24 protein-coding genes are annotated in these 26,243 nt (G+C 41.9%); all 24 read right to left on the bottom strand.

Going from position 1 to position 26,243, the window contains the following annotated elements; translation table 11 throughout:
• Positions 1-496: 496 nt before the first annotated feature.
• Positions 497-1,276, bottom strand: coding sequence for a GTP-sensing pleiotropic transcriptional regulator CodY (codY, locus tag AC0VX1_RS08330; RefSeq protein ID WP_057278408.1), 780 nt, complete (start codon positions 1,274-1,276; stop codon positions 497-499).
• Between the two features lie 107 nt (positions 1,277-1,383).
• Entirely contained in the window at positions 1,384-2,793 is a 1,410-nt protein-coding gene (hslU, locus tag AC0VX1_RS08325) for an HslU--HslV peptidase ATPase subunit (RefSeq protein ID WP_048684871.1), read from the bottom strand.
• A 12-nt stretch (positions 2,794-2,805) separates the two neighbouring features.
• Positions 2,806-3,333 carry an HslVU peptidase proteolytic subunit gene (gene hslV, locus AC0VX1_RS08320; protein WP_048684874.1) on the bottom strand — a complete coding sequence of 176 codons (528 nt, stop codon included), beginning with the start codon at positions 3,331-3,333 and terminating at the stop codon, positions 2,806-2,808.
• A 20-nt stretch (positions 3,334-3,353) separates the two neighbouring features.
• Complete coding sequence (gene xerC, locus AC0VX1_RS08315; protein ID WP_413021481.1) at positions 3,354-4,256, bottom strand: tyrosine recombinase XerC; 903 nt, start codon at positions 4,254-4,256, stop codon at positions 3,354-3,356.
• A 59-nt stretch (positions 4,257-4,315) separates the two neighbouring features.
• The gene (gene trmFO, locus AC0VX1_RS08310) at positions 4,316-5,623 is read right to left on the bottom strand and encodes an FADH(2)-oxidizing methylenetetrahydrofolate--tRNA-(uracil(54)-C(5))-methyltransferase TrmFO (RefSeq protein ID WP_048684880.1); all 1,308 of its coding nucleotides are present in this window, start codon (positions 5,621-5,623) and stop codon (positions 4,316-4,318) included.
• A gap of 401 nt (positions 5,624-6,024) precedes the next feature.
• Positions 6,025-8,100, bottom strand: coding sequence for a type I DNA topoisomerase (topA, locus tag AC0VX1_RS08305; protein ID WP_413021483.1), 2,076 nt, complete (start codon positions 8,098-8,100; stop codon positions 6,025-6,027).
• A gap of 264 nt (positions 8,101-8,364) precedes the next feature.
• Positions 8,365-9,231 carry a DNA-processing protein DprA gene (gene dprA / locus AC0VX1_RS08300; RefSeq protein ID WP_413021485.1) on the bottom strand — a complete coding sequence of 289 codons (867 nt, stop codon included), beginning with the start codon at positions 9,229-9,231 and terminating at the stop codon, positions 8,365-8,367.
• Between the two features lie 118 nt (positions 9,232-9,349).
• Positions 9,350-10,252: a succinate--CoA ligase subunit alpha gene (gene sucD, locus AC0VX1_RS08295; RefSeq protein WP_475470703.1), complete on the bottom strand. Its 903-nt coding sequence runs from the start codon at positions 10,250-10,252 to the stop codon at positions 9,350-9,352.
• A gap of 18 nt (positions 10,253-10,270) precedes the next feature.
• The gene (sucC, locus tag AC0VX1_RS08290; protein WP_034313681.1) at positions 10,271-11,431 is read right to left on the bottom strand and encodes an ADP-forming succinate--CoA ligase subunit beta; all 1,161 of its coding nucleotides are present in this window, start codon (positions 11,429-11,431) and stop codon (positions 10,271-10,273) included.
• 478 nt (positions 11,432-11,909) lie between these two features.
• A complete protein-coding gene (locus AC0VX1_RS08285; RefSeq protein ID WP_413008774.1) occupies positions 11,910-12,182 on the bottom strand; it encodes an EscU/YscU/HrcU family type III secretion system export apparatus switch protein in 273 nt (90 codons plus the stop codon).
• Positions 12,179-14,089 carry a hypothetical protein gene (locus AC0VX1_RS08280; RefSeq protein WP_475470700.1) on the bottom strand — a complete coding sequence of 637 codons (1,911 nt, stop codon included), beginning with the start codon at positions 14,087-14,089 and terminating at the stop codon, positions 12,179-12,181. Before AC0VX1_RS08280 ends, AC0VX1_RS08285 begins: the two co-directional genes overlap by 4 nt.
• 11 nt (positions 14,090-14,100) lie before the next feature.
• Positions 14,101-14,883 carry a ribonuclease HII gene (locus AC0VX1_RS08275; protein WP_413021527.1) on the bottom strand — a complete coding sequence of 261 codons (783 nt, stop codon included), beginning with the start codon at positions 14,881-14,883 and terminating at the stop codon, positions 14,101-14,103.
• Between the two features lie 155 nt (positions 14,884-15,038).
• Complete coding sequence (gene ylqF / locus AC0VX1_RS08270) at positions 15,039-15,911, bottom strand: ribosome biogenesis GTPase YlqF (protein ID WP_048684908.1); 873 nt, start codon at positions 15,909-15,911, stop codon at positions 15,039-15,041.
• A 17-nt stretch (positions 15,912-15,928) separates the two neighbouring features.
• On the bottom strand, positions 15,929-16,489 hold the full coding sequence (lepB, locus tag AC0VX1_RS08265; RefSeq protein WP_034313700.1) for a signal peptidase I: 561 nt from the start codon (positions 16,487-16,489) through the stop codon (positions 15,929-15,931).
• A 218-nt stretch (positions 16,490-16,707) separates the two neighbouring features.
• Positions 16,708-17,055 (bottom strand): 50S ribosomal protein L19, encoded by a 348-nt coding sequence (gene rplS / locus AC0VX1_RS08260; protein WP_034313702.1) that lies wholly within the window; start codon positions 17,053-17,055, stop codon positions 16,708-16,710.
• Positions 17,056-17,185: 130 nt separating this feature from the next.
• Positions 17,186-17,920, bottom strand: coding sequence for a tRNA (guanosine(37)-N1)-methyltransferase TrmD (trmD, locus tag AC0VX1_RS08255; RefSeq protein WP_048684912.1), 735 nt, complete (start codon positions 17,918-17,920; stop codon positions 17,186-17,188).
• A complete protein-coding gene (rimM, locus tag AC0VX1_RS08250) occupies positions 17,920-18,438 on the bottom strand; it encodes a ribosome maturation factor RimM (RefSeq protein WP_475470698.1) in 519 nt (172 codons plus the stop codon). The genes trmD and rimM overlap by 1 nt, the downstream gene beginning before the upstream one ends.
• Positions 18,439-18,448: 10 nt before the next feature.
• On the bottom strand, positions 18,449-18,835 hold the full coding sequence (locus AC0VX1_RS08245; RefSeq protein WP_034313711.1) for a YlqD family protein: 387 nt from the start codon (positions 18,833-18,835) through the stop codon (positions 18,449-18,451).
• Between the two features lie 221 nt (positions 18,836-19,056).
• Positions 19,057-19,287: a KH domain-containing protein gene (locus tag AC0VX1_RS08240; RefSeq protein WP_048684915.1), complete on the bottom strand. Its 231-nt coding sequence runs from the start codon at positions 19,285-19,287 to the stop codon at positions 19,057-19,059.
• A 13-nt stretch (positions 19,288-19,300) separates the two neighbouring features.
• Positions 19,301-19,573 (bottom strand): 30S ribosomal protein S16, encoded by a 273-nt coding sequence (rpsP, locus tag AC0VX1_RS08235; RefSeq protein ID WP_034313715.1) that lies wholly within the window; start codon positions 19,571-19,573, stop codon positions 19,301-19,303.
• A 152-nt stretch (positions 19,574-19,725) separates the two neighbouring features.
• A complete protein-coding gene (gene ffh / locus AC0VX1_RS08230) occupies positions 19,726-21,066 on the bottom strand; it encodes a signal recognition particle protein (protein ID WP_475470695.1) in 1,341 nt (446 codons plus the stop codon).
• An 11-nt stretch (positions 21,067-21,077) separates the two neighbouring features.
• On the bottom strand, positions 21,078-21,410 hold the full coding sequence (locus AC0VX1_RS08225; protein WP_413008764.1) for a putative DNA-binding protein: 333 nt from the start codon (positions 21,408-21,410) through the stop codon (positions 21,078-21,080).
• 216 nt (positions 21,411-21,626) lie between these two features.
• A complete protein-coding gene (gene ftsY / locus AC0VX1_RS08220; protein ID WP_475470693.1) occupies positions 21,627-22,643 on the bottom strand; it encodes a signal recognition particle-docking protein FtsY in 1,017 nt (338 codons plus the stop codon).
• A gap of 27 nt (positions 22,644-22,670) precedes the next feature.
• Positions 22,671-26,234, bottom strand: a complete 3,564-nt coding sequence (gene smc / locus AC0VX1_RS08215) for a chromosome segregation protein SMC (protein WP_413008760.1) — start codon at positions 26,232-26,234, stop codon at positions 22,671-22,673.
• Between the last annotated feature and the right edge of the window lie 9 nt (positions 26,235-26,243).

Raw genomic sequence — 26,243 nt, 5'->3', positions numbered from 1 at the left:
ACTTTTATATCATATCGAAAAACCAACCTATATACCTGATACTTTAGAACTAATTTTCACATTTACTTGCAAATAATTATTTTATTTTAGTTGATTTCACCCTTTTAAATAAAGGATTTATAAGAAAGAAACAGATTACAGCATTTTTTCTTTTTTGAAAAAAATTCTTTTTATCAAAGTGTTGAACCATTCGACAAATTTCCCTAATGACTGAAAACCGTTATCGATAGTCTTTTAAGAATCAAAAAGTTATCCTATCGTTCATTTACACCATTTCGACAGTTATAATAATATAATTACCCTTTATAAGAAATACTTAACTATATTTTGCTTCTAATAGAAAACATGCCCATATTCACATTTCCATTTTACCTGAATTACCTCTTTTCCCTTTCTCCCCCTGCCCTTCACCGCATTTGCCTGCTTGTCCCGGACAAGTAACACATCCAAATATCAAAAAAAGGCAGCCCTTTTTCAAGGACTGCCTTTCTATATGTTAATTATTTTTAAGCTTCTCTAATTCAAGAAGGAATTTATCGTTCAATACCTTGATATAAGTACCTTTCATTCCAAGAGAGCGTGATTCAATGACCCCTGCACTTTCCAGTTTCCTTAGGGCATTTACGATAACGGAACGGGTGATGCCGACACGGTCCGCAATTTTTGATGCTACAAGCAGACCTTCATTACCTTTAAGTTCCTCAAAGATGTGCTCTATTGCTTCCAATTCACTGTAAGATAACGAGGAAATCGCCATTTGAACGACAGCTTTACTACGAGCTTCCTCTTCTATCTCTTCTGATTTTTCCCGAAGGATTTCCATGCCGACTACAGTCGCACCATATTCAGCTAAAATTAAATCATCATCGTGAAATTTTTCTTGTAAACGGGCAAGAACCAATGTTCCTAAACGTTCTCCACCACCCATAATCGGTACGATCGTTGTTAATCCAGTTGCGAAAAGTTCCTTGTTTTCGACTGGGAAAGCAGTATATTCGCTTTCGATATCAAGGTTCGAAGAGGTTTCAGGAATATTGAACAGGTTTTTTGTGTACTCTTCAGGGAATTGTTTATCTTCCAACATTTTGTACATGCGTTCGTTTTCAATTTGCTGACTTACCGCGATGCCAAGTAATTTCCCGCGGCGGCTGACGACGAATACATTTGCTTCGATAACTTCACTTAAACTCTCAGCCATTTCCTTGAAGTTAACTGCTTTACCTGCTGCCTTTTGGAGCATTGCATTGATTTTTCTTGTTTTTGCTAATAAGTTCATTTGATTTGTTCCTCCTAAAAATACCATGGTTCACAATAACTATGAAGTTGTATTTCCGTAATTTTATGTTCATTGCGTAGGCAAATTATTGCCAAAATTGTTTCTAATTAAAGGATAAACTGGCTTAAATCTTTGTTCCGGGCGATAGAACCAAGCTTACCTTCGACATATTGGGGTGTAATTGTAATCTTCTCCATCGTTATTTCCGGAGCTTCAAAAGATAAGTCTTCAAGCAACCGTTCCAAAATGGTATGAAGTCTTCTAGCACCAATATTGTCTGTGTTTTGATTTACTTCGAAGGCCACTTCTGCTATCTTACGAACAGCATCGTCAGAAAATTCAATTTCTATACCTTCAGTTTCCAATAAAGCAACATATTGTTTTAACAAGGCATTATCCGGTTCATGCAGAATCCGTACAAAGTCGTCTACAGTCAGTTTGTTCAATTCTACACGAATTGGGAATCTACCTTGTAATTCCGGGATTAGGTCGGATGGCTTAGCCATATGAAAGGCCCCTGCAGCAATGAATAGGACATGATCCGTTTTAACGGAACCATATTTAGTCACTACTGTTGAACCTTCAACTATTGGCAGGATATCCCTTTGGACACCCTCTCTTGATACATCCGCTGATGAACTTCCAGATTGCTTACTCGCAATTTTGTCTATTTCATCTATGAAGATGATCCCATTTTGCTCAGCCCCGTATACTGCATCTGAAGTTACTTCATCCATATCAATCAATTTTGCCGCTTCTTCATTCGTTAAAACGGTTCTCGCTTCACTTACTTTCAATTTGCGCTTCTTGCTTTTTTTCGGCATCAAGCTTCCTAAAGCATCCTGCATGTTCATCCCCATTTGTTCCATTCCCGAACCTTGGAGCATATCAAACATCGAAGCAGCCTGTTCTTCCACTTCGACCGTTATCATTTCACTTTCCAGCTCACCATTAGCCAGCTTTTCAGCGACGATTTTTCTTTTTTCCTGCAAACTTAAATCTTCGGAATTTTCTTCCGGATCCTGTTCGTCTTGATTGTTATTGCCTCCAAAAAAGACTTCAAGAGGATTCTTGAAATTACTCTGTTTTTTTGTTGATGGCACTAATAACTCTATTAGGCGGCGATTTGCATTTTCTTCTGCCCGTTCCTTTACGCTGGCCATCTTTTCTTCCTTCACGAGGCGGACGGAAGTCTCAACCAAATCACGAACCATGGACTCTACATCACGGCCGACATACCCGACTTCCGTAAATTTTGTTGCTTCAACTTTTACAAAAGGAGCACCTACCAATTTAGCCATTCTCCGAGCTATTTCTGTTTTCCCAACACCTGTCGGTCCAATCATTAATATATTCTTCGGAACGACTTCATCACGAAGTTGATCCGAGAGAAGGGAACGTCGGTAGCGATTCCGAAGAGCCACTGCCACTGCCCGTTTTGCCTCACGCTGCCCAACGATATACTGATCCAGTTTTTCAACGATTTGCCTCGGTGTTAAATTAGCTTTTTTTGACATTTGCGCTCCTCCTTACAACTCTTCCACGATTATATTCGTATTCGTAAATACACAAATTTCCGCTGCAATTTGTAAAGATGATTGAGCGATTTCCTTTGCCGATAAATGGTCACTGGAAAACCGCATCAACGCCCTGCCGGCAGCCAGTGCATAATTCCCTCCCGATCCTATGGCGAGAATCCCGTCATCCGGTTCAATTACTTCCCCGGTACCAGAAACGAGCAGCAAATGGTTCTTATCCATCACGACTAGCATTGCTTCCAGCTTTCTCAAAACATTGTCACTTCTCCATTGCTTTGCCATTTCAACGGCAGCACGCTGAAGATTGCCATTATACTCTTCAAGTTTGGCTTCGAACATCTCAAATAAAGTGAATGCATCTGCAACGGAACCAGCAAAACCTGCAAGAACATTACCATTAAAGATTTTTCTCACTTTCCTCGCTGTATGCTTCATCACTACTGAATTTCCTAAAGTAACCTGCCCATCACCGGACATGGCACATTCACCTTTATGATGCACTGCAAATATCGTTGTCATAAAGTGTCCCCTTTCAACATTTAAGGCCGCGGATGTGATGCATTGTAGACTTTTTTCAATTGGTCTTTTGTAACATGCGTATACACTTGAGTTGATGAAATTTTAGAATGACCAAGCAATTCCTGAACCGTGCGAATGTCCGCCCCATTATTCAATAGGTGTGTAGCAAACGAATGCCTTAGCATGTGGGGATGAAGACTTCCATCTGCGGCTGACTTTTTAATCAATTCATTCAATATATAGCGAACTCCCCTAGGTGTCAGAGGGTCTCCACGAAAATTAACAAATAAATAAACATGCGCCTTGGCGTCAGACGAAGTCAATTCCATCCTGGCTGTACGTATGTATAAATCTATCGCTTCCTGTGCATATCTACCAACCGGAACGTAGCGATCCTTTTTTCCTTTTCCATGGATCAGTATCGTCCCCAAGGAAAGATCGATATCCTGCAGTTTAATATCACAACATTCACTTACGCGAATGCCTGTAGCATACAATAATTCCAGTAAGGCATTGTTCCTTATTCCTATCGGTGAATCTTTCTTTAAAGAAGAAAACAACTGATCCATTTCCTTCTCATAAAGAAACCGTGGCAGTCTTTGATCCTTTTTAGGTAAAGAAGCAAGGGAAAAAGGGTTATCCTTCACATCACCTTCACGCAGTAAAAATTTATAAAGGCTCCGCAAGCAAGAAGTTTTTCTTGCAACAGTACGCTTAGAAAGTTTTTTCTCATATAAATTCGTTAAATATAACCGGACATCAAGATATTCAACGGACGTGATGTCCTCAATCCCCTGTTCATTAAGGAACAGAAAAAATTCGTGAATATCACGTTTGTAATTTTCAATGGTGTAATGTGAACTGTTCTTTTCAATTTGTAAATATTCGATGAAGGATGATAATGCCTTTTTTTGATTAATCATGGAAACACCTCGCAAAGGCTAATAAATAGTATCATACTTTAAAACAGCAGGCAAATATTTTACAAATTTTTCACAAAGTTCTGAATTGTGTCTAAAGCGCGTTTAGCATGCGTTTCATTCCGCTCTTTTTTGGATTTGATTCTCACTTCAAGGTCTGGAAGCAATCCAAAGTTGGCATTCATCGGCTGGAAGCTCTTACCATTCGTCGAAGTTATGTACCTTGCCATGCTGCCCATCGTCGTCTCCGCAGGGAAAATGATAGGCTCCAAACCTTCGACGATCCTTGCAGCATTGATACCCGCTACAAGTCCCGACGCAGCCGATTCAACATACCCTTCAACTCCAGTCATCTGACCGGCAAAGAATAAATCATCGCGATTCTTGAATTGGTACGTTGGCTTCAAAACATTAGGTGAGTTTATGAAAGTGTTTCTATGCATGACCCCATAACGTACAATTTCCGCATTTTCCAATCCAGGTATGAGCTGCAATACTTCTTTTTGCGGCCCCCATTTCAAATGTGTCTGAAAACCAACAATATTGTAAAGTGTTCCTGCCGCATCATCCTGACGCAATTGAACTACAGCAAAAGGGCGTTTTCCCGTTTTTGGATCTTCTAGGCCAACAGGCTTCAATGGACCAAATAACATCGTTTTCTTCCCACGTGATGCCATCACTTCAATCGGCATGCAGCCTTCAAAAAAGATTTCTTTTTCGAATTCTTTAAGCGGAACTGTTTCAGCAGCAATCAATGCATCATAAAAGCGGTCAAACTCTTCTTCCGTCATCGGACAGTTCAAATAAGCCGCTTCCCCTTTATCATAACGGGATTTCAAATAAACTTTATCCATATTGATGCTGTCTTTTTCAAGAATTGGTGCTGCAGCATCATAAAAGTACAAGTATTCTTCATCCATGATTTGCTTTAAGCTATCAGATAGTGACTGACTAGTAAGCGGACCGGTTGCAATGACGGTAGGACCTTCCGGAATTTCCGTCACTTCTTCATTAATGACCGTAACATTTGGATGATTTTTGACCCTTTCCGTAACAAGACCGGCAAATTCATGACGATCAACAGCTAATGCACCGCCAGCCGGTACAGCACAAGCATCCGCTGCGGACATGATGACCGAATCCAGTATACGCATTTCTTCTTTTAATACACCAACTGCATTTGTTAACGTATTTGCCCGAAGTGAATTGGAACAAACAAGTTCAGCGAATTTATCGGTATGATGGGCTGGCGTTTGTTTTACAGGGCGCATTTCGTATAGATCGACTTTAATTCCTCTTTTAGCTAACTGCCACGCCGCTTCACTTCCAGCAAGCCCAGCACCGATTACACTTACTTTTGTTTCTTTCATTTTTCGAACCTCCATGTATAGATATGATAAGACAGGATCATTTATCATTAAAACTGCTTTCCAGAAGTTTCATTTTTAACGATATCTATGTATTTATACCCGAAATACTCATTCCTGCTAACGATTATTTTAAAGATATGCCATCCTTATTCACTAAAAGGGTAACGGACGCAAATAGGAATTATATCTTTAAAAGAATGTACTTGTCCACTGAATTTTACATCACATGGCCTAAATAAAAAAGTTTCAAGTGTTATCCATTTTCTTCTTGGAAGTAAATCCACATATCACCATGATATCATACTTCCCTGAACATAAAGAAACCCGGCAAATGCCGAGTCCATTTATATTTAGGGTTTTTCGATAGTTCACAAGGAAAGTAAACGATTTCACGGCCTTTTCTATGCTTGGGGCATTTCTTTAAAATCACAATCCATGCACTGGACCTGGACTCCTTTTTTGAGTTTTTTCTCAACAAGTGTACCTTCACATTTTGGACAACTCCGCGGCAGCGGTTTATCCCAAGATATGAAGTCACATCCAGGGTAGGTATCACACCCGTAAAATATGCGTCGTTTTTTACTCTTCCTTTCAATGATATTTCCTTCTTTACATTTTGGGCATTTGACCCCGATTTCCTTGACGATTGGTTTGGTGTTACGGCAATCCGGGAAATTACTGCATGCCATGAACTTTCCATAACGTCCCATCTTAAAGACCATCCCATGTCCGCACTCCACGCAATCTTCACCTGCAGGTTCATCTTTGATTTCAATTTTCTCCATCTCGACTTCGGCCTTAGCCAAATGAATGGCAAATTCTTTATAAAATTCATCGATGACCTTAATCCATTCAATATTGCCTTCCTCAACGCTGTCAAATTCCTGTTCCATCTTGGCAGTGAACTCTGCATCGAGAATATCCGGGAAGAATTCGCGTATCAATTCGAGAACGATCTCACCAAGCTCTGTCGGGATGAACCGTTTATTATCCAAGGTAACATAGCCCCGTTTTTGGATCGTATCCAAGGTAGGCGCATATGTAGAAGGACGGCCTATTCCCAGTTCCTCTAGGGTCTTGACCAGACGGGCTTCAGTATATCGGGGCGGAGGCTGTGTAAAATGCTGCTTCGGCTCGATATCTTTTGAAAAGAATTGATCTCCTTTTTTCACATCCGGAAGTGCATTTTCCTTTTCTTCCACCGAGTCATCGGATCCTTCAACATATACCTTCATGAAACCCGGAAATTTAATTTTTGAACCATTTGCCCTGAAGATGACATCCCCGTTATGCAGGTCGATGCTCATCGTATCCATGACCGCCGAAGACATTTGACTGGAAACGAATCGTTCCCAAATCAATTTATAAAGACGGAATTGATCTCTGGATAAGAACTCCTTGACTACACCCGGTTCACGTAATGTGCTTGTTGGCCTGACCGCTTCATGCGCGTCCTGGGCATTAGTTTGTTTTTTCTCCTTCCGCTGCTCGACCTGAACATATTCTTTACCATAATTATTTTGAATGAACGTATGGACTTCCTCTTTGGCACTATCTGAAATACGGGTCGAATCGGTTCTCATATAAGTGATTAACCCGACTGTACCTTCCTTGCCAAGCTCGATTCCTTCATAAAGCTGCTGAGCAAGCATCATGGTTTTCTTCGCACGGAAATTCAATTTACGTGCCGCTTCCTGTTGCAGGGAAGAAGTTGTAAAAGGTGCTGCTGGATTGCGCCTTCTTTCCTTTTTAGCCACAGCTCCTATCGTAAATTCGCCGCCATTTAAAGAAGCGAGCACTTTTTTGACGTCCTCTTCGGTATTTAATTCCTTCTTCTCGCCGCCAAGGCTGAAGAAAGAACCTTCAAACTGTTCTTTCCCTTTTACAAAATCAGCCTTGATTGTCCAATACTCTTCCGGAATAAAATCTTTGATCTCCTTCTCCCGGTCAATGATCATCCGTACAGCAACCGATTGTACCCGTCCCGCGCTTAAGCCTTTTTTCACCTTTTTCCACAATAACGGGCTTATATTGTATCCGACCAAACGGTCCAAGACCCTTCTTGCCTGCTGAGCATCAACCAATTTCATATTTATTGGCCTAGGCGATTTAAATGATTCCTTGATAGCCTCTTTCGTGATCTCGTTGAATACCACGCGGCAATCTGAGTTAATGTCAACATCAAGACTGTGAGCCAAATGCCAGGCAATCGCTTCCCCTTCCCTGTCGGGGTCAGCCGCGAGATAGATTTTTTTCGCTTTTTTTGCAGCGGTTTTCAATTCTTTTAAAACCGGGCCTTTGCCGCGGATAGTTATATATTTAGGTTCATATTCATGTTCAACATCGACACCCATTTGACTTTTAGGCAAATCGCGTACATGCCCCATGGAAGCCTTTACTTTATATTTTTTTCCCAAGTAACGTTCTATTGTTTTCGCCTTTGCGGGCGATTCCACAATCACTAAGTATTCTGACATCCAATAAATCCTCCTCAAAGAGGTAATATAAATCTTCACTATTATTAATCATTCAAAAATCATTTGTCAACACCTCTTTATTTTTCAAAGCATGCTGATTCATTTATTTCTAGTTTTTTGACAAGAGGTGCCATTTGCAAAACTTATAACAGTTTTACAATATTTTCAACCTTTTTGTCTAATAATTCAACCCACCCTTCAAAAAAAGCACCTATTTTTCAATTTTTCCGTTTGATTCTCCGTCTATCTTCTATATTATATTGTTCAAAACTCTTCCTCGATCTGCCTGGAGCTAAAAACAAGTTTGGCACCATCATAAATTAATTGATTGGTACCCAGTGATTCAGGGCTCGTAACATTACCAGGAAGCGCAAATACTTCCCTGCCGTGTTCCAAAGCAGCTTGTGCCGTAATAAGGGAACCGCTTCTTTCTTTTGCTTCCACCACGAATACGCCCTGTGATAATCCGCTGATGATTCGATTCCTAAGCGGAAACATCCATGGTTCCGCCTTCACTTCCGGCGGAGTCTCAGATATAAGCAGGCCTTTATTCATGATTTCTTCAGCAAGGGTAAAATTGGATTTCGGATATATTTGCTTAAGCCCTCCGCCTAAAACCCCGATCGTATCTCCGCCTTCCCTTAATGTGATCTTATGCGACTCTGCATCGATTCCAGCCGCCATTCCGCTTATGATCACGAACTTTTTCTTTACAAGCGGTAATAGAATCGTTTTTAAGGCCTCCAGCCCATACGAGGTTGGCTTGCGTGTTCCAACAACACCTAGGGTATTCTTCCTTGTTAAAAGCTTCTTATCACCTTTAAAATAAAGAACCCACGGAGGATCGAATATTTGCTTTAGCAAAAAAGGATATTCATCATCGAAGATCGTCAAACAATGGATTTGGCTATCTTCGTATTTTTTAAGTTTTTCGATGGAATGGAGTGAATGTAAATCTTTGAGAAAGAGGTTAAGCTTATTTGAAGGGATAGGGAGCATTTTTGCCCATTCAACGTAATTCGTCGTGAACAGGGAAGATAATGATGGGTCTTTGGACATGATTACTTGGATTGTTTTCCATCCTGCTCCGCGGCAATGATGGAGATGGATTAACTTTTCTTTTTTATTCAATCGGAAACGCCCCTAATCGGATATTTTTAAAGGTAGGTTGATAGTGATGTACTTGGTCTCTCCCGAGGAAATTCGAGGAAATAAAGACCGACCCACAAAAAGGTCGGCCCTGCTTAAATCAATGTGTTTTACAAGGTTCGTAAATATCTTTTTCTTTTAAAACGGAAATCAATGTTTCTCCCATTATGGATGGAGTTTCGGCAACTTTAATTCCACATTCGTTCATGACGCGGATTTTCTCGTCAGCCGTCCCTTTTCCTCCTGAGATAATGGCACCAGCATGTCCCATGCGTTTACCGGCAGGAGCCGTACGGCCACCAATGAAACCAACAACTGGCTTAGTCATATTTTCCTTCACCCAGATTGCCGCTTCTTCTTCTGCTGTTCCGCCGATTTCCCCGATCATGATCACCGCATGTGTTTCCGGATCTTCATTGAACGCTTTTAAAACATCAATGAAATCCGTTCCGTTAACGGGATCTCCACCGATACCGACAGCCGAAGATTGCCCGATGCCTGCTTGCGATAATTGGTGAACAGCTTCATATGTCAAAGTTCCAGAACGGGAAACTACGCCTACATGGCCTTTTTTGTGGATATACCCTGGCATGATACCAATCTTACACTCTTCAGGAGTAATGACACCCGGGCAGTTCGGTCCGATCAAGCGCGTTTTTTTGCCTTCCATGTAACGCTTCACCTTGACCATATCCAGTACAGGAATATGTTCCGTGATACAAATGGCAAGATCAAGTTCCGCGTCTACGGCTTCAAGAATTGCATCGGCAGCAAATGGTGCCGGTACATAGATAACAGATGCACTCGCGCCGGTTTCAGTGACAGCTTCGGAAACTGTATTGTATACAGGTACCCCTTCCACTTCTGTTCCACCTTTACCCGGAGTGACTCCCCCTACGATTTTCGTGCCGTATTCCAACATTTGTTTTGTATGAAATAATGCTGTTGAACCAGTGATTCCCTGAACGATCACTTTCGTATCTTTATTAATATAAACGCTCATTATGTTCCCCCCTGCCTATTATCCTACAAGTGATACTATTTTTTGTGCTCCATCTGCCATTGATTCAGCAGCCGTAATATTTAAACCTGACTCTTTTAGAATCTTTTTGCCAAGGTCCACATTCGTTCCTTCAAGACGAACAACAAGAGGGACATCCAGTCCAAGCTCTTTGGCAGCAGCCACGACGCCTGTAGCGATGATGTCACATTTCATGATTCCTCCGAAGATATTAACGAAGATGCCTTTAACATTTTGATCGGAAAGGATGATTTTGAAAGCCTCTTTTACTTTTTCCTCAGTGGCGCCGCCACCAACATCAAGGAAGTTAGCCGGATCTCCCATATAATGTTTAATGATGTCCATCGTCGCCATAGCAAGCCCGGCACCATTAACCATGCATCCGATATTTCCGTCAAGCGATATGTAACTTAGGCCATGTTTTGATGCTTCAATCTCTTTCGCATCCTCTTCATCCAAATCACGGTACTCCGCGATGTCCTTATGGCGGTAAATCGCATTATCATCGAAATTCAATTTAGCATCAAGCGCCATTACATCGCCGTCGCCCGTTACCACTAATGGGTTGATTTCTGCGATTGAGCAATCCTTATCAACGAAAGCTGTATATAGGTTAATCATCAGTTTAGAAGCTTTATTTATAAGTGAAGCCGGAATATTGATATTGAATGCAATCCTCCGTGCTTGGAAACCAGTCAGGCCGACAACCGGATCGATTACTTCTTTGAATATTTTCTCTGGTGTCTTTTCGGCCACTTCCTCAATTTCCGTACCGCCTTCTTCAGAAGCCATCAATACGACACTGTCCGTAGCACGGTCAAGGACAAGCCCGATATAATACTCTTTAGTAATGTCGCAGCCTTCTTCAATAAGTAAACGCTTAACTTCCTTGCCTTCAGGTCCCGTTTGATGGGTCACCAGTGTCTTGCCAAGAATCTCTTCTGCATATGTACGTGCTTCATCAAGATTCTTCGCTACCTTGACTCCGCCGGCTTTACCGCGGCCGCCCGCATGAATTTGAGCTTTGACGACAACAACTTCCGTACCTAACTCCTTCGCTGCTTCAACTGCTTCATCAACAGTAAAGGCAACTCGGCCATTTGGAACGGATACCCCGTATTGTCGCAATATCTCTTTCCCCTGATACTCATGGATATTCATTTCCCATCCTCCTTATCTACTAAAAAACAACTTTGAAATTTAATGCGTGTTTTCTCTATCATATTACAACAAAATTCTCCCTCGTGCATAATATTCTTTCACATAATTTTTGAAATATTATTATAATATACTTCCTTACCCTTTAATAAAATAGAAAAAACCTTCTGCGCCGTTGTGTTTTTTTCTTATTAATACCATTTATTCCGGATCTGCAATTCTAGTACAAATAGAGTCATATTTCTATCAAAAACACTTCCATGAAAGCCTTTTCAATCTTTTGATCCAAAGATATCCTCATGAAAAACTACTGTTAAAACCTGGTCTTGATTCAAAGGAAAAGCAAAAGGACAAAGCCATGGCCTTGTCCTTTAACAAATAGTTTAGTATTTTTTTAATATAATGAAAAATCGTCTGTGATTTCCCTAATATTCTACATAAACCAACAGAAACCCATTGGTGAAACCAAATGGTTAGTCTCCTACCGATTCATGCCCTTATCAACTTTATAAATGAATGCAAATACCTCTGCAACAGCTCCATACAATTCTTCCGGAATCGTTTGATTTATATCCAATTGACCTAAAAGTACAGCAAGCGATTCGTCCCTTTGGACCGGTATATCGTGTTTCATGGCCTTTTCCATAATAGTTTCAGCCGTTTTCCCTTTCCCCTTGGCCAATATGACGGGCGCTTTGGATGTCTTTTGATCATACTTTAAAGCAATGGCTTCTTTTCGTTTATCTTTTATCATATTCGAATATCCACTCCACTATAAAAAGGAATCGCTTTCCCCCTAAGGTCCCACTCTTTTTCATATACGGGATTAACAAACGAAACTCCTGATAATCTGTAATCCATTTTCCCAAGATTCTCTCTCAGGATGCCAAGATATTGACCGGCCGCCTCTTCAAGGGTTGCACCATGCCCATTGATGACCGTCACCTTTATGATTCGGTTTTGAACCTGCATGTCGATGACCGTCTCTTCAAGGCGCCCCAATTCTAAATAAAATAGGACTCGGCAGTAATCCGGGTCTATTTTGCCTTCTTTTGTCTTCCTTCCGCTCCATTGTAACGTCAGATCCGTTTGAACAGACCCCAGATTAAGTGGAAGTGTAAGGAGTAAATTCTGAATCGGCCCGTTTTCCTGTGAAAGGACCTGTTGCGCAGTAATCCGATTCAGGATTTGTTCTGCCATCTCCTTGATAGCTGCCGGAATTTGCTCATTCAGCAATTTAAGCAGCAGCGGTTTAAGTGTCTCTAGATCATTGGGGAAATCCGCCATATCATCTCCTGAAAGATTAATGAGTGCATGTTCCAGCTGGAGTCCAAGGATCTTGGTCATTTCTTTCAGTTGGAGTGCGACAGAAGGTCCATTGGTAAAATCGATTGATTGAAAATCAGCTGCCAATACATGTGAAAGGACCAGCTTCTCATTAATCCTAGCATATTGGGCCTCAGGAGGCTCATTAAGCGACTTAAACAGTAACTCAGCTGCTTTACCCTTCGACTCAGCTACTTGCTCTGTGTCCATATTCAAGTAGCCTATAAGGTCATTCACTTCTATTTTTCCGCCTACTGCCTTTGTAGCTATCGCTTCGGCAAAAGCATTCTGGAGTAAATGAAAGGCAAGAGGGGTGAGTTTTTCTGCAGAAATGTTTTTTCTCTGCATCGAGTGGATATCGATCGGCAGTTTTGCCTTCTCGTGATCATGACTATTCAATATGCGGTTAATAGCCATTTCGATTTCTTCAACATGTGCAAATGCTCCGCCTTTAGCCTCGGAAAGCAGCTGCAATCCTTGGTGTAATTTATCAATCGCTGAATTTTTAGGAATACCGGACCTAACCTCAGCAGCTCCATCCACTAAACTTTCCAGAAAGACGGATTCAGTCATTCCCTTTGAAACGAAACCCGTCTTTTGAAGCAGGGAAAATGCCCCGGATTTCATTTCTGGCGTTGAATCGAAATTCAGCCAAGTGGTCACAAGTTTTTGTAAACCGATTTGTTGAAGCTGGTTCTGTTTGGCAACATGTAAAGAGTCCAATACCTCCTTTAGTTTGGAGGCAGTCCCCGTTACTGCCCCACCATCCTGCAGCTGCTGCCTGAAGCCACTGAGGAGTTTGTGGAAAGGTTCACCTTTGGACTGCGTAAATAATGCATCAAATACACCTTTTACAAAAGGCAGTTGCTGAATGAACATTGTTTTTATTACAGGCAGACCAACTTCTGCAGCATCAGCAGCTTTTAACCATTGCAAAGCGGATCGAAAAGTCTCCTTGGTTATCGGAAGGCGGTTTGCCAGCAGGTATTCGGCAAGCTTGATTGCGGCCGGTTCAGCTTTTATGCCGAGGTGAGCGATCAATTGTGCAACTGTTCCCTTTAAGCCAGAAACGTTCAAATTGGGGGAATCTAAAGCTTTTAACACGACAGACCCCTCAATTGCTTGCTGCACTTGAAACCAATACTTCACTCCTGTACGAAGCGGGATATCAAGAGTGGCAACCATTTTTTGATGGCCAAACTGTACCTCGGCCGTTTGGTTAAGAAAAACCTTATTTACCTTCCCGAAAAGGATTTGCCCGTTTTTCAAACTCGCAGTTCCTTTTATTTCAATGGGTGAAGCTACGGGTTGACTGCTTGCTATGGATTGCACCACTCATCCCCCCCTTATTCCTTCGTTCGTGCAGCGATTTCCTTAACTGGCGCAAAACTTCTTCTATGCCAAGGTGTAAGCCCGTGTATGTCGAGCGCTTCTAAATGTTGGCTTGTCCCGTAACCCATGTGCTTTTCAAAACCATATTCCGGATATTTTTCACCATATTCCTTCATCATCCTATCACGAGTCACCTTGGCTATTATGGATGCCGCAGAGATGCTAATGCTTCTTGCGTCACCCTTTATGAGCGAAAGCTGGGGAATCGGCACATCCAGTTCCATCGCATCGATCAACAAATGATCCGGGAATTCTGACAGATCGTTCACTGCAGCCACCATTGCCTTTTTCGTAGCTTGATATATATTGATTTCATCAATTACTTCGCTATGTACAACACCTACACCTACGGATATCGCTTCCTTAAAAATCATCTCATAAAACTGTTCCCTTTTTGACTCCGGAATCTTTTTAGAATCATTAAGCCCTGGCAAATAAAAAGAATCAGGCAAGATGACTGCACTTGTCACAACCGGTCCTGCCAGAGGTCCTCTTCCCACTTCATCGATGCCAGCGAGAATGGAAAACCCCTGTTTCCTTAATTGCCTTTCAAACTCTGTCATTTCCGTGAAAGCATCCCTTACCTGTTGTTCTTTTTCATAATTTCTATGCCATTTGTTTACTAAGTCGGTTACTCCCTTCCGACCGTCCTCCCGACATTTCTGTAAAAATAAATCTTCAGGCTCTCTTATCGTCTTTAACTTTAAGGAGATTTCCTTAATGCTCATTGCAGTTATCATCTTTTATCACCCATCATTTTAATTATCGGCAGTCTTGCTTCCTTTCTACAGTTCAAACAAAAATACGGAGCGGAAAAGAGACATCAAAAAGAAAAAATCTTTTCGACATCCAACTCCAGCTCCGTATTACAACACTCAAGTCAATGTTAATCTTATTCGGGGATATCATCCTTTTCATAATCCGAAGGAACCTCGAACGTAAGCGGGCCCATCTTTTCTGAACGGATTTCACGTACGACCAACTCTGCGGTTTTGTCATAATCGATGAAGCCCCCAGATGCTAAACAGCCCCTGAACTTTCCGACAGCATCAAACAATTCGAGCGTTTCCTGCGGAATTACATCCAGGTTATAACGGGATTTCAGTCTTTCCGGGTATTCTTTTTCCAAAAAGCGAAGGCCGTATAATGAGACTTCGTGCAAGTTTAAAATCGTATCCTTGATCGCACCTGTCAACGCAAGCTTCAAACCTACTTCTTGATCCTCGAATTTCGGCCAGAGAATCCCCGGCGTGTCGAGCAATTCCAATTCCTTACCCACTTTTATCCATTGCTGCGCTTTAGTGACTCCAGGTGTATTTCCTGTTTTGGCAATGTTCTTTTTGGCAAGTCGATTGATTAAAGTCGATTTCCCCACGTTCGGAATGCCGACTATCATGGCACGGATCGCTCTCGGCTTTATTCCTCTTGATTCCATCCGCTCATACTTTTCTTTTAAAAGATTTTTGGATGCAGCTGTAATCTGGTTTAAACCGTTTCCTGCCTGTGAGTTAATGGCAATCGCCGTTTTCCCCTGCGATTTATAATGTTCCAGCCACATATTCGTTTTTGCCGGATCGGCCATATCAGCTTTATTCAAAAGGATGACCCTTGGTTTATGCTGAATGATTTCGTCGATCATCGGATTTCGTGAAGATGCCGGAATCCGGGCATCCACAAGTTCAAAGATAATGTCGATCAGTTTTAATTTCTCTGTTACTTCCCGTCTTGCTTTGGCCATATGGCCAGGGAACCACTGTATTGTCAATGGAATCCACCTTCCTACTATTCCGCCAATCGAAAGTCCTCGATCGGCCAATAAACTAATTTAGTTTTTCCTAACACTTTATCGTAAGGAACGACACCTACACCAATATGGCGGCTATCCTTGCTGAAACGGCGATTATCCCCCAGGACAAATAGGTGATCTTCAGGCACCGTTCCTTGTTCTATGACATCACTTAATGTAAAAGGTTCCGTCAAAGCCCCGCCATCAATCAATTGTTCTTTATATTCATCCAAGTATGGCTCATCATAAGCTTTTCCATTCACGTAAAGAGTATCATTTCTATATTCAACTTTTTCCCCTGGCAATCCGATGACGCGCTTTATGTAATCTTTGCCTTCTGGAGCTTCGAAAACGATAATGTCGAATCTTTTGGGTTCGCCAATCGAATAGGAGATTTTATTAACGATCATGCGGTCCGTATCCTTTAATGTCGGCATCATGGAATTGCCGTCCACAACAATAGGAGCCAGAAGGAAATAACGAATCAGCGTCGCCGCTATAACCGCGATTATGACCGCCTTTGTCCATTCCCACAATTCATTTTTCTTTTTCGCCATCCTTATCCACCCTTTTTGAAGCATATCAACAATTATTTTAACATGTTGCAGACGCTATAGCGAGCAGGATTCTATATAGCTTTCACCCTATGTGCATTCATCGTTTCTTAAAGTGCAAAAAGGGAGCCTGATAAACAAGCTCCCTTTTTTTGCATGATACTGTTTGGTTATTCACCTTATGTGGATCATGGTAAACCCGCATGAAGATATTCGAAGAATTAACGACGAATTTCTTTAATACGTGCTTTTTTACCACGAAGTTCGCGTAGGTAATAAAGTTTCGCACGACGTACTTTACCGTGACGGATAACTTCTAGTTTCGCAATTTTTGGTGTGTGAACAGGGAAAGCACGTTCAACTCCAACGCCGTAAGAGATTTTACGTACTGTGAAAGTTTCACTAACTCCGCCGCCACGACGTTTGATTACAACGCCTTCAAACAACTGGATACGTTCGCGAGTTCCTTCAATAACCTTTACGTGTACACGTACTGTGTCACCAGGTCTGAATGATGGAAGATCTGAGCGAAGTTGTTCTTTTGTGATTTCGTTAATAAGATTTTGCATCGATTTCAACTCCTCCTGGACGCTCTTGCAAATACTTATTGTTTGCAGCGGAACATCGTTATAAGACTGAGCATTTTGCCCAAGTCACAAGGTATATCCTATCATACTCTAAACGTCGATGCAATAGACATCAGTCTTCTTTTTTAATCTCGGACAATAATTTTTTTTCAACTTCCGATAGTTCATAACTATCGAGTAAATCCGGACGTCGAATCCAAGTTCTGCGCAGAGATTCCTTCATCCGCCATTCATCGATTTTTTTATGATTCCCGGATATTAGCGGATCGGGAACTTTCATCCCCCGGAAATCTGCAGGTCTAGTATAATGGGGATGCTCTAACAAACCAGAAGAATAGGAATCAAGGATCGGGGAGTCAACATTCCCCAAAACGCCCGGCAGCAAGCGAACAACGCTGTCAATAATGACCATTGCGCCCAATTCCCCGCCTGTAAGCACAAAGTCACCAATAGATATTTCATCCGTTACGACATGCTCCCGGATGCGCTCATCATACCCTTCATAATGCCCGCAAATGAAAATGAGATGTTCCTCTTCAGCAAACTCTTCGGCTTTTTTCTGCGTGTAACGCTCTCCCTGGGGACAAAGGAGGACCACCCTTGGGGTTAGCTCCCCTTGCCCTTTAAGAGCTTCCACAGCATCAAAGATCGGCTGTGCCTTTAATACCATTCCGGCACCGCCTCCATAAGGATAATCGTCTACCGTCGAATGCTTATTATCTGCATAATCTCGAAAATTGGTCACCTTATAGCTAACAGCCTGCTTTTCCGCAGCCTTTTTTAAGATTGACGAACCAAATACCCCTTCGAACATTTCTGGAAAAAGCGATAGCACATCGATTTTCATCAGTCTAAAAGTCCTTCCATCGGTGTAATGATGACCTTTTTAGAGGAAATATCCACTTCTTTAACAATTTGTTCAATATACGGGATCAGGATGTCCTTACTGCCAGCTTTCTTAATGACCCAAACATCATTGGCACCAGGCGTAAGAACCTCAACGATTTCCCCAACTTCCATTCCTTCATCCGTAAATACCGAACAGCCGATGATTTCATGGAAGTAGAACTCACCTTCGTCCAATTTATCAAGCTGTCCTTCCTTCACTTTCAGGACGCCGTTTTTAAATGCCTCGACCTGTCCGACGTTATAATAGTTCTCGAACGTCAATAGGTTAAAGTTTTTATGGGTGCGATGCGACCTGATGATGAGGGGCAAGGGTTTTTTCTCCGTGTCCCTAAACAGATACAGAGTATTTCCCACTTTGTATCGTTTTTCTGGAAAGTCTGTTGAAGAAATTACACGTACTTCTCCTAAAAGACCATGTGTGTTGACAATTTTACCTACATTAAACCATTTTTCCATTCTTTCACCTCTAACGAATTTCCGAGACGATTCCATCTTTTATGACAATGGTCTTCGTTGCCATGATTTCGTCCCAATCTGCCCCAATTTCCACATCAATGATACTTTGAACTTCCCGTTCCTTCAATTCACTACCTGCGGGAAGGATCTCCAACTGCTCCATTTGAAATTCAAGCAGTTTAATTTTTTCTTGCCTCTGGTTTATTTCTTTTTCAAAATGAGCACGGAGACTAGCAGGTTGGAGAGTTCTTGTTTTTTCAAGTTTTTTCAGTTCAAAGCGAAGCTGTTCACTCTCTTTTTGAAGCTGAAGGCGTTTTGACTTGTATTTCTCGAGGAGCTGATTCTTGCTGGATTCCGTTAATACTTGGTTAACGATTACATTTTGGAGAATTTTCATTCCAGCACCTCCTATTATCTATGATTTCTTATTTCCTTCAAAAAATATGTATGATGGGGTAATCTTTTTGAAATGGGGGTCATTCTCTTAAGTATAACGTAAATCGATAAAAGATGCGTCTTAAAAAGGCGTAAAGTTTAAAGTCCGGGTCTATTCAATTAGGATCCAAGTCGAAATTTCACTATCTTGAAGTACAAAAAAAGGAGGGGTATTAACCCTCCTTATTCGGAAATCTCCAAATAGATTTTCTTCTGCTGTGAAGATCCTGCTGCATATACCACAGTCCGAATCGCCTTAGCAACACGCCCTTGTTTACCGATCACCTTGCCCATATCCTCTTTATGAACGGAGAGGATATAAACAATCCGGTCGGATTCTTCCTTGGAGGTCACAATGACCTCTTCCGGATAATCCACAAGTGCTGAAACAATCGTTTCAATAAGTGCTTTCATCAACTACCGTCGATTACTTGCTGTTTTTTGCAACATGGAATTTTTCCATGATGCCTTGTGTAGAGAATAAGTTACGAACTGTATCAGATGGTTTAGCTCCATCTTGTAACCATTTAAGAGCAAGCTCTTCGTTGATTTCAACTTTAGCTGGTTGAGTAACCGGGTTATAAGTTCCTACCACTTCAATGTAACGTCCGTCACGTGGTGAACGAGAATCTGCAACTACAATACGATAGAAAGGAGATTTTTTAGCTCCCATACGTTTTAAGCGAATTTTTACTGCCATTTTAAATAAGCACCTCCGAATAGTTTCACACAAGATAGTATAATATCAAATGTCTTGCATGTTTGTAAAGGTTTTTTTCTTAACAGGTAAAAAAAGTGTTGAAATACATGGCTTCAACCCGTATTCGCCTCAGTTTAAACCTGAAATAAACCTTACATGAACGGGAATTTGAATCCCTTTTTCTTTCCTTTTTGCATGTTCGTAACCTGTTTCATCATCTTTTTCATTTCTTCGAATTGCTTCAGTAGACGGTTCACTTCTTGAATCGATCTGCCGCTTCCTTTTGCAATCCGTTTCTTGCGGGATGCATTCATGGTTTCCGGGTGTTCCTTTTCATGCGTTGTCATTGAACGGATGATAGCTTCAACATGACCGATCTGTTTCTCATCGATCTGAAGGTTGTCCATCCCTTTCATTTTATTCGCACCGGGAATCATTTTCAGAATATCATCAAGCGGTCCCATATTCCGCACCTGACCAAGCTGATCAAGGAAATCATCAAAGGTAAAAGTGGCGGTACGCATCTTTTTCTCTAATTCTTTCGCTTTTTCTTCATCTACATTGGCCTGTGCTTTTTCGATAAGGGTCAATACATCACCCATGCCGAGGATCCTTGACGCCATCCGTTCTGGGTGGAACGCTTCAAGTGCATCCAATTTTTCACCCATTCCGACGAATTTAATCGGCGTGTCGGTGACCGAACGAATTGAAAGTGCCGCACCACCACGTGTATCCCCATCAAGTTTCGTTAATACGACTCCTGTCAGGCCAAGCTGTTCATTGAAGCTTTGGGCTACATTGACCGCATCCTGACCTGTCATCGCATCGACAACCAGAAAGATTTCATCAGGTTTTGTCAACTCTTTGATATCCTTCAGTTCGCCCATCAAGTTTTCATCCACATGAAGACGGCCTGCGGTATCAATCAACACATAGTCATGATGTTCTTCCTTAGCTTTTTCAATTGCCTGTTTGGCAATTTCAACAGGGCTGACCTGGTCCCCAAGGGAGAAAACAGGCATGCTTAATTGTTTGCCAAGTGTTTCGAGCTGCTTAATCGCCGCCGGACGGTAAATATCAGCCGCAACGAGCAATGGCTTGCGGTTGTATTTTTTTCTAAGAAGATTGGCAAGCTTTCCGGTGGTCGTCGTTTTACCAGCACCCTGAAGACCTACCATCATAATGACAGTCGGTGGTTTCGAGGCAACGGCAATCTTGCTCTGTTCGCCGCCCATCAGCTCAGTCAATTCTTCCTTAACTACTTTAATTACCTGTTGACCGGGGGTTAAGCTTTTCAGCACTTCCTGACCTACCGAACGTTCACTGACACGTTTTACAAAATCCTTCACGACTTTAAAGTTAACATCCGCTTCAAGCAGAGCCAATCGAACTTCACGCATCATTTCTTTAACGTCCGCTTCGTTGACCTTCCCTTTTCCACGGATCTTTTGCATCGTGCTCTGCAGTTGGTCGGCCAATCCTTCAAATGCCATATTGCCGCCTCCTAATCCAACTTCTCAAGCGTTGCGATTGCGTCTAGCAGCTTCTCTTTTGAAAAGGATTCCTTTTCTATGAGTCCCTTCATATTCGCAATCCACTGGTTACGCTCTTGAAATTTTTGAAATAACAATAGCTTTGCTTCATATTCCTCAAGCATCGCTTCTGTTCTTTTTATATTATCATAGACTGCCTGCCTACTGACTTCGTATTCATCGGCAATCTCGCCAAGAGAGTAATCATCCAGATAGTAGAGGGACATGTAGCTCTGCTGCTTCTCTGTTAACAACGATTGGTAAAAGTCATACAAATAATTAATCCGCGTTGTCTTTTCAAGCATCTTAGCAAGCCTCCCTGCTGTTAAGTGAAAACCCTTTACAAGTTTATATTGTAAAGCCTTGTTTATTTGATGTCAAGTTAAACTCCTTACCACGTGTTTGCAAAGCATTATTTTTTTCATTTTCCGCTTCTTTTTTGGACCTTTCTTCAATAGGTCCTCCAATTATCATGGTAAAAAACCAGAAGAGAATGAACTCTTCCGGCTTACAATTTTCCCTTAAACCTCTTCTTTATCGATGATATCAGCAAAAAGGCCATAAACATATTTCTCGGCATCGAATTCCTGTAGATCATCCATTTTTTCACCTAGCCCGACAAATTTAACGGGAATGGCCAATTCATTGCGAATCGCCAAAACAATTCCACCTTTTGCGGTGCCATCAAGCTTTGTTAAAACAATACCGGAAACATTTGTCGCTTCCTTGAATGTCTTGGCCTGGATAAGGGCATTTTGCCCAGTTGTAGCATCAAGGGCAAGCAGCACCTCGTGTGGTGCACCTGGTACTTCACGTTCAATTACACGTTTCACCTTTTCCAATTCCTTCATTAAATTCACTTTATTCTGCAAGCGACCGGCAGTGTCACAGATAAGGATATCCGCTTTTCGTGCCTTGGCGGCCTGAATGGCGTCGAACATGACAGCTGCTGGGTCAGAGCCTTCACCCTGTTTGATTACACTGACACCGACACGCTCACCCCAAACCTCAAGCTGTTCAATCGCACCGGCACGGAAGGTATCCCCTGCAGCCAATACGACAGATTTTCCCTCTATTTTGAATTTGTGGGCAAGTTTACCAATGGTCGTCGTTTTACCTACCCCATTAACCCCTACAAACAAAATGACCGTCAAACCTTCTTCTTGTATATTCAGGCTAGAAGTCGCTTCTCCATCACCTTGGTAGATTTCAACAAGCTTTTCGGAAATAACGGACTGCACTTCCCTCGTATCAGAGATATTGCGAAGCTTGACTTCCATTTTTAATTGATCAATCAGTTCCATCACAGTATCAAAGCCTACATCAGCCTGTATCAGGATTTCTTCAAGTTCTTCAAAGAAGTCTTCATCCACTTTCCGATAACGGGCAACAAGTTCATTAACCCTTCCAGTAAAGGAATTCCGCGTCTTTGTCAAACCTTGTTTGAATTTTTCCCCAATGGATACTTCTGCTTCAACTAATTTTTCTTTTTCTTCCTGAGTCGTAAATTTCTCTTTTAACTTTTTGAAAAAACTCATTGTCCCACTTCCTCTAATTCATGAATTTTAAACTTCCATAAAGTTTTCTGATTCTTCCATCCGGACGGAAACAAGTTTGGAGACACCTGACTCCTGCATCGTAATGCCATATAGGACATCTGCCTCTTCCATCGTGCCTTTGCGGTGAGTAATCACGATGAACTGCGTTTCCCTGCTGAACTTTCTTAAAAATTGGCTGAACCGGACGACATTCGCCTCATCTAGCGCTGCCTCGACTTCGTCAAGGATACAGAAAGGAACAGGACGCACTTTTAGAATGGAGAATAAAAGGGCTATGGCTGTCAATGCTCTTTCTCCGCCGGATAAGAGGCTCAAGTTTTGCAGTTTTTTTCCGGGAGGCTGTGCAATGATATCCACCCCTGTATTTAGCAAATCATCAGGATTCGTCAGTTTCAGCTCCGCCCTGCCTCCGCCAAATAAAGCTTTGAAGACTTGTTCGAATTCTTTACGGATCGAATAGAAAGTATCCGCAAAGCGGCGTTTCATTTCATCATCCATTTCATCGATGACTTGGAATAATGTATCTTTCGCCTGTTGAAGGTCTTCCTTTTGACTAAGAAGGAATTCATAGCGTTCAGCTACACGTGCGTATTCATCAATTGCACCTAAATTCACCGTCCCCAGTTCCTCGATAGCAAGCTTGATGAGCTTCACCCTTTTTTGAGCTTCGTCGGCAGGCATCATCAATGGATACTGTTCTTTAGCACCTTCAAAGGAAAGGGTATATTCTTCTCGCAAGTGGTCGAGACGATTTTCCAGTTCGACATCCAGACGAGTTAATTTCACTTCTTCATCCTTCATCACTTCGACAATGCCTCTATAAAGTCGATTTTCTTCTTTCAAGGACAGTTCGAGCGTTTCAACTTCCATTAGAAGCTCGTTTTTTTCCTGTTTTTTTATGGTGATTCCTTCAATTGCTCCATTTTTATCGAGCAATTTCTGCTGAGCCATATCTTCCAGGGACTCTTCCCCGCTTGAACTGTCTGTCATTTCATTGGTCAGGAGCCCTAAATCATCTTTGTTTTCAGCAAGCCTGCTTGATTCCTTAGAAAGATCCGATTCAATGCGTTCCATCTTCTCTTTTTGGTTTTGCAGCTGGCCACGCTTGGAAGCCAGCATTACCCTCAGTTCATTCGTTTCTTCAGCAAGGCTCTCTTTTGAAGATTGTTGTGATTGCTTTTGTTCGGTCATTTCGGAAATCAACCGGTCCAGACCATCAATTTCCGATTTACATGATTCCAAAAGTTCTTCCAGCTCTTCAAGTCTTGCCGTTTTTTGCTGTTGTTCTTCTAAATATGAATTTTTATCCAAATCATAAAGATGCAGCCGTTCATTCACATTTCTTTCCTGAAGCTCCACTTCACGGAGTTCCCCTTTAAGGGTTTGTTCTTGTAGCCGAAGTCTCTCTCCCGTTTTTCTGGTTTGTTCAAGCGTTTGCTCTTGAACACCCACATCCACTTTGAGCTGTTTGACTTGCTTTTCAAGCTGATTCGTTTTGACTTCCATGGCAGCAAGTTTTTGTTGGAGCTCCTCCAATTCCGTTTTCCTTGAAAGCAGGGAGGTCGTTTTTTGCTTTAAGGCTCCACCAGTCATTGAACCACCTGGATTGACGATATCCCCTTCAAGTGTTACGAAGCGGAAACGGTGCTGCATCATTTTCGCCAGGTCATTTGCCCCTTTTAAATCTGTGGTGATAATCACTGTTCCTAATAGGTTTTCAGCAATCGCTGCATGCTTATCATCATATTGGATCAATGAGGAACCAGTCCCTACAAAAGCTGAATGGCTCTTCAGCATCGATAATTGGTTAGCTGATATCTCTCTTGCCTTTATGACTGATAAAGGCAAGAAAGTCGCACGCCCATACCTATTTTTCTTCAAGAAGGAAATAGCTTCCCGTGCATGCTCTTCACGTTCCACGACAACATGCTGCATCGCTCCGCCCAAAGCCGTTTCAATGGCCGTTTCATATTCCTTTGGAACCTTTATCAATTCCGCAACTGCCCCTTCAATGCCTCGAAGAGTTTCTTTCGCTTTCAAAACCTCTTTTACACCCTGAAAGAAGCCAGCATAATCATCTTCCATTTCTTCAAGCAGTTCCTTACGCGATTTAGCCTGTTGAAGGAATTGATAGGCCTTATAAAGGGTGGTTTCTTGTTTTTGATACGTATCTTTTGCCGCATTCAATTTATTCTGCTGATTTCGGAAATAAGTGACATGCTCTTCAAGCTGCTTGGTCATATTGTCCATCAGCTGTGAATATTCCATTTTTTTAGCAGTGATTTCCATTCTTTCAGTTAAGAACTTTTCATTTTCCATATCAAGTTTTGCATTTTTATGTTCCTGCTGCGCAAGCTGCTGAAGCAGGTATTGTTTTTCGTTTTTGGCCGAGGCCTGCTTATTCAGCCACTCGATATAGTCACTCTTTTTCGCTTCGATCACCGCTTCGATATCACTATTGAATAGGCCGAGGCTTTTTTGTTTTTCATGTAAGGTTTCAGAAATCCCTTTCACTTCCAAATTCAGTGCATGCAGGATTTCCGTTTCCCTTTCCTTTTGCAAAGACAAACGCTCGACAGCGGCCTCACCTTCCACAATCGCTTTTTCCAGCTGTGACTTGTTTTGGGCGGCATTTTTTTTCCGTTCTTTCAAAACTTCTTTACGGCCTTCAAGCTTTTCAAGTTCTTCGCTGGCATTCAGGAGAATCTCCTGAAGGCCATTGATCGATGTCTCAAGCGTCGCAAGACTATCCCTTAACTTTTTGAGATGCGCTTCCCTGTCCTGAAGCTGTCCTGCCATTTGCTGTTCCATTTCATTATGTTTTTCAAGTTCCTGTGATAGTTTTTCCCATTTTTTATGAAGCTCTTCAATTTCATAAACGGTTAAAGCCACTTCTATTTGCTCTAGCTCGTCTTTCTTCGCCAAAAATTCCTTGGCGAGGGAAGACTGAATTTTTAACGGCTCAACCTGCCCCTCCAATTCATGGAGGATGTCATGGACACGGTTTAAGTTATCCTGTGTTTCCGTCAGCTTCGATTCCGCTTTTCGTTTTCTCGTTTTATACTTCAGGACACCTGCTGCTTCTTCAAAAATCACTCGTCTTTCTTCAGCCTTACTGCTAAGGATTTCTTCCACTTTCCCTTGGCTGATGATGGAAAACGCTTCTCTCCCAAGACCGGAATCCATGAAAAGGTCTATGATGTCTTTCAGACGGCAACCTTGATTATTAATGAAAAATTCACTTTCTCCCGATCGATATACACGTCTTGTCACACTGACTTCATGAAAGTCGATCGGCAGGGAATTGGTCTCGTTATCAAGGGTCAATGATACTTCCGCAAAATTCAACGCTTTCCTCGTGTCACTTCCCGAAAAGATGATATCTTCCATTTTTGCTCCACGCAGTGATTTCGCAGACTGCTCTCCAAGGACCCACCGGACTGCATCAGTCACATTACTTTTACCGCTTCCGTTTGGTCCAACCACTGCCGTGACACCAGGTACAAAATCTATCGAAATTTTCTCTGCGAAAGATTTAAATCCTACAACGTCCAAACGTTTGAGGAACATGACCTTTCC

The sequence above is a fragment of the Peribacillus sp. QJM3NY_7 genome (genome assembly GCF_056173225.1).
Note: the sequence above shows the minus strand (reverse complement) of the source record. Positions and strands in the feature narration are given on the sequence as shown.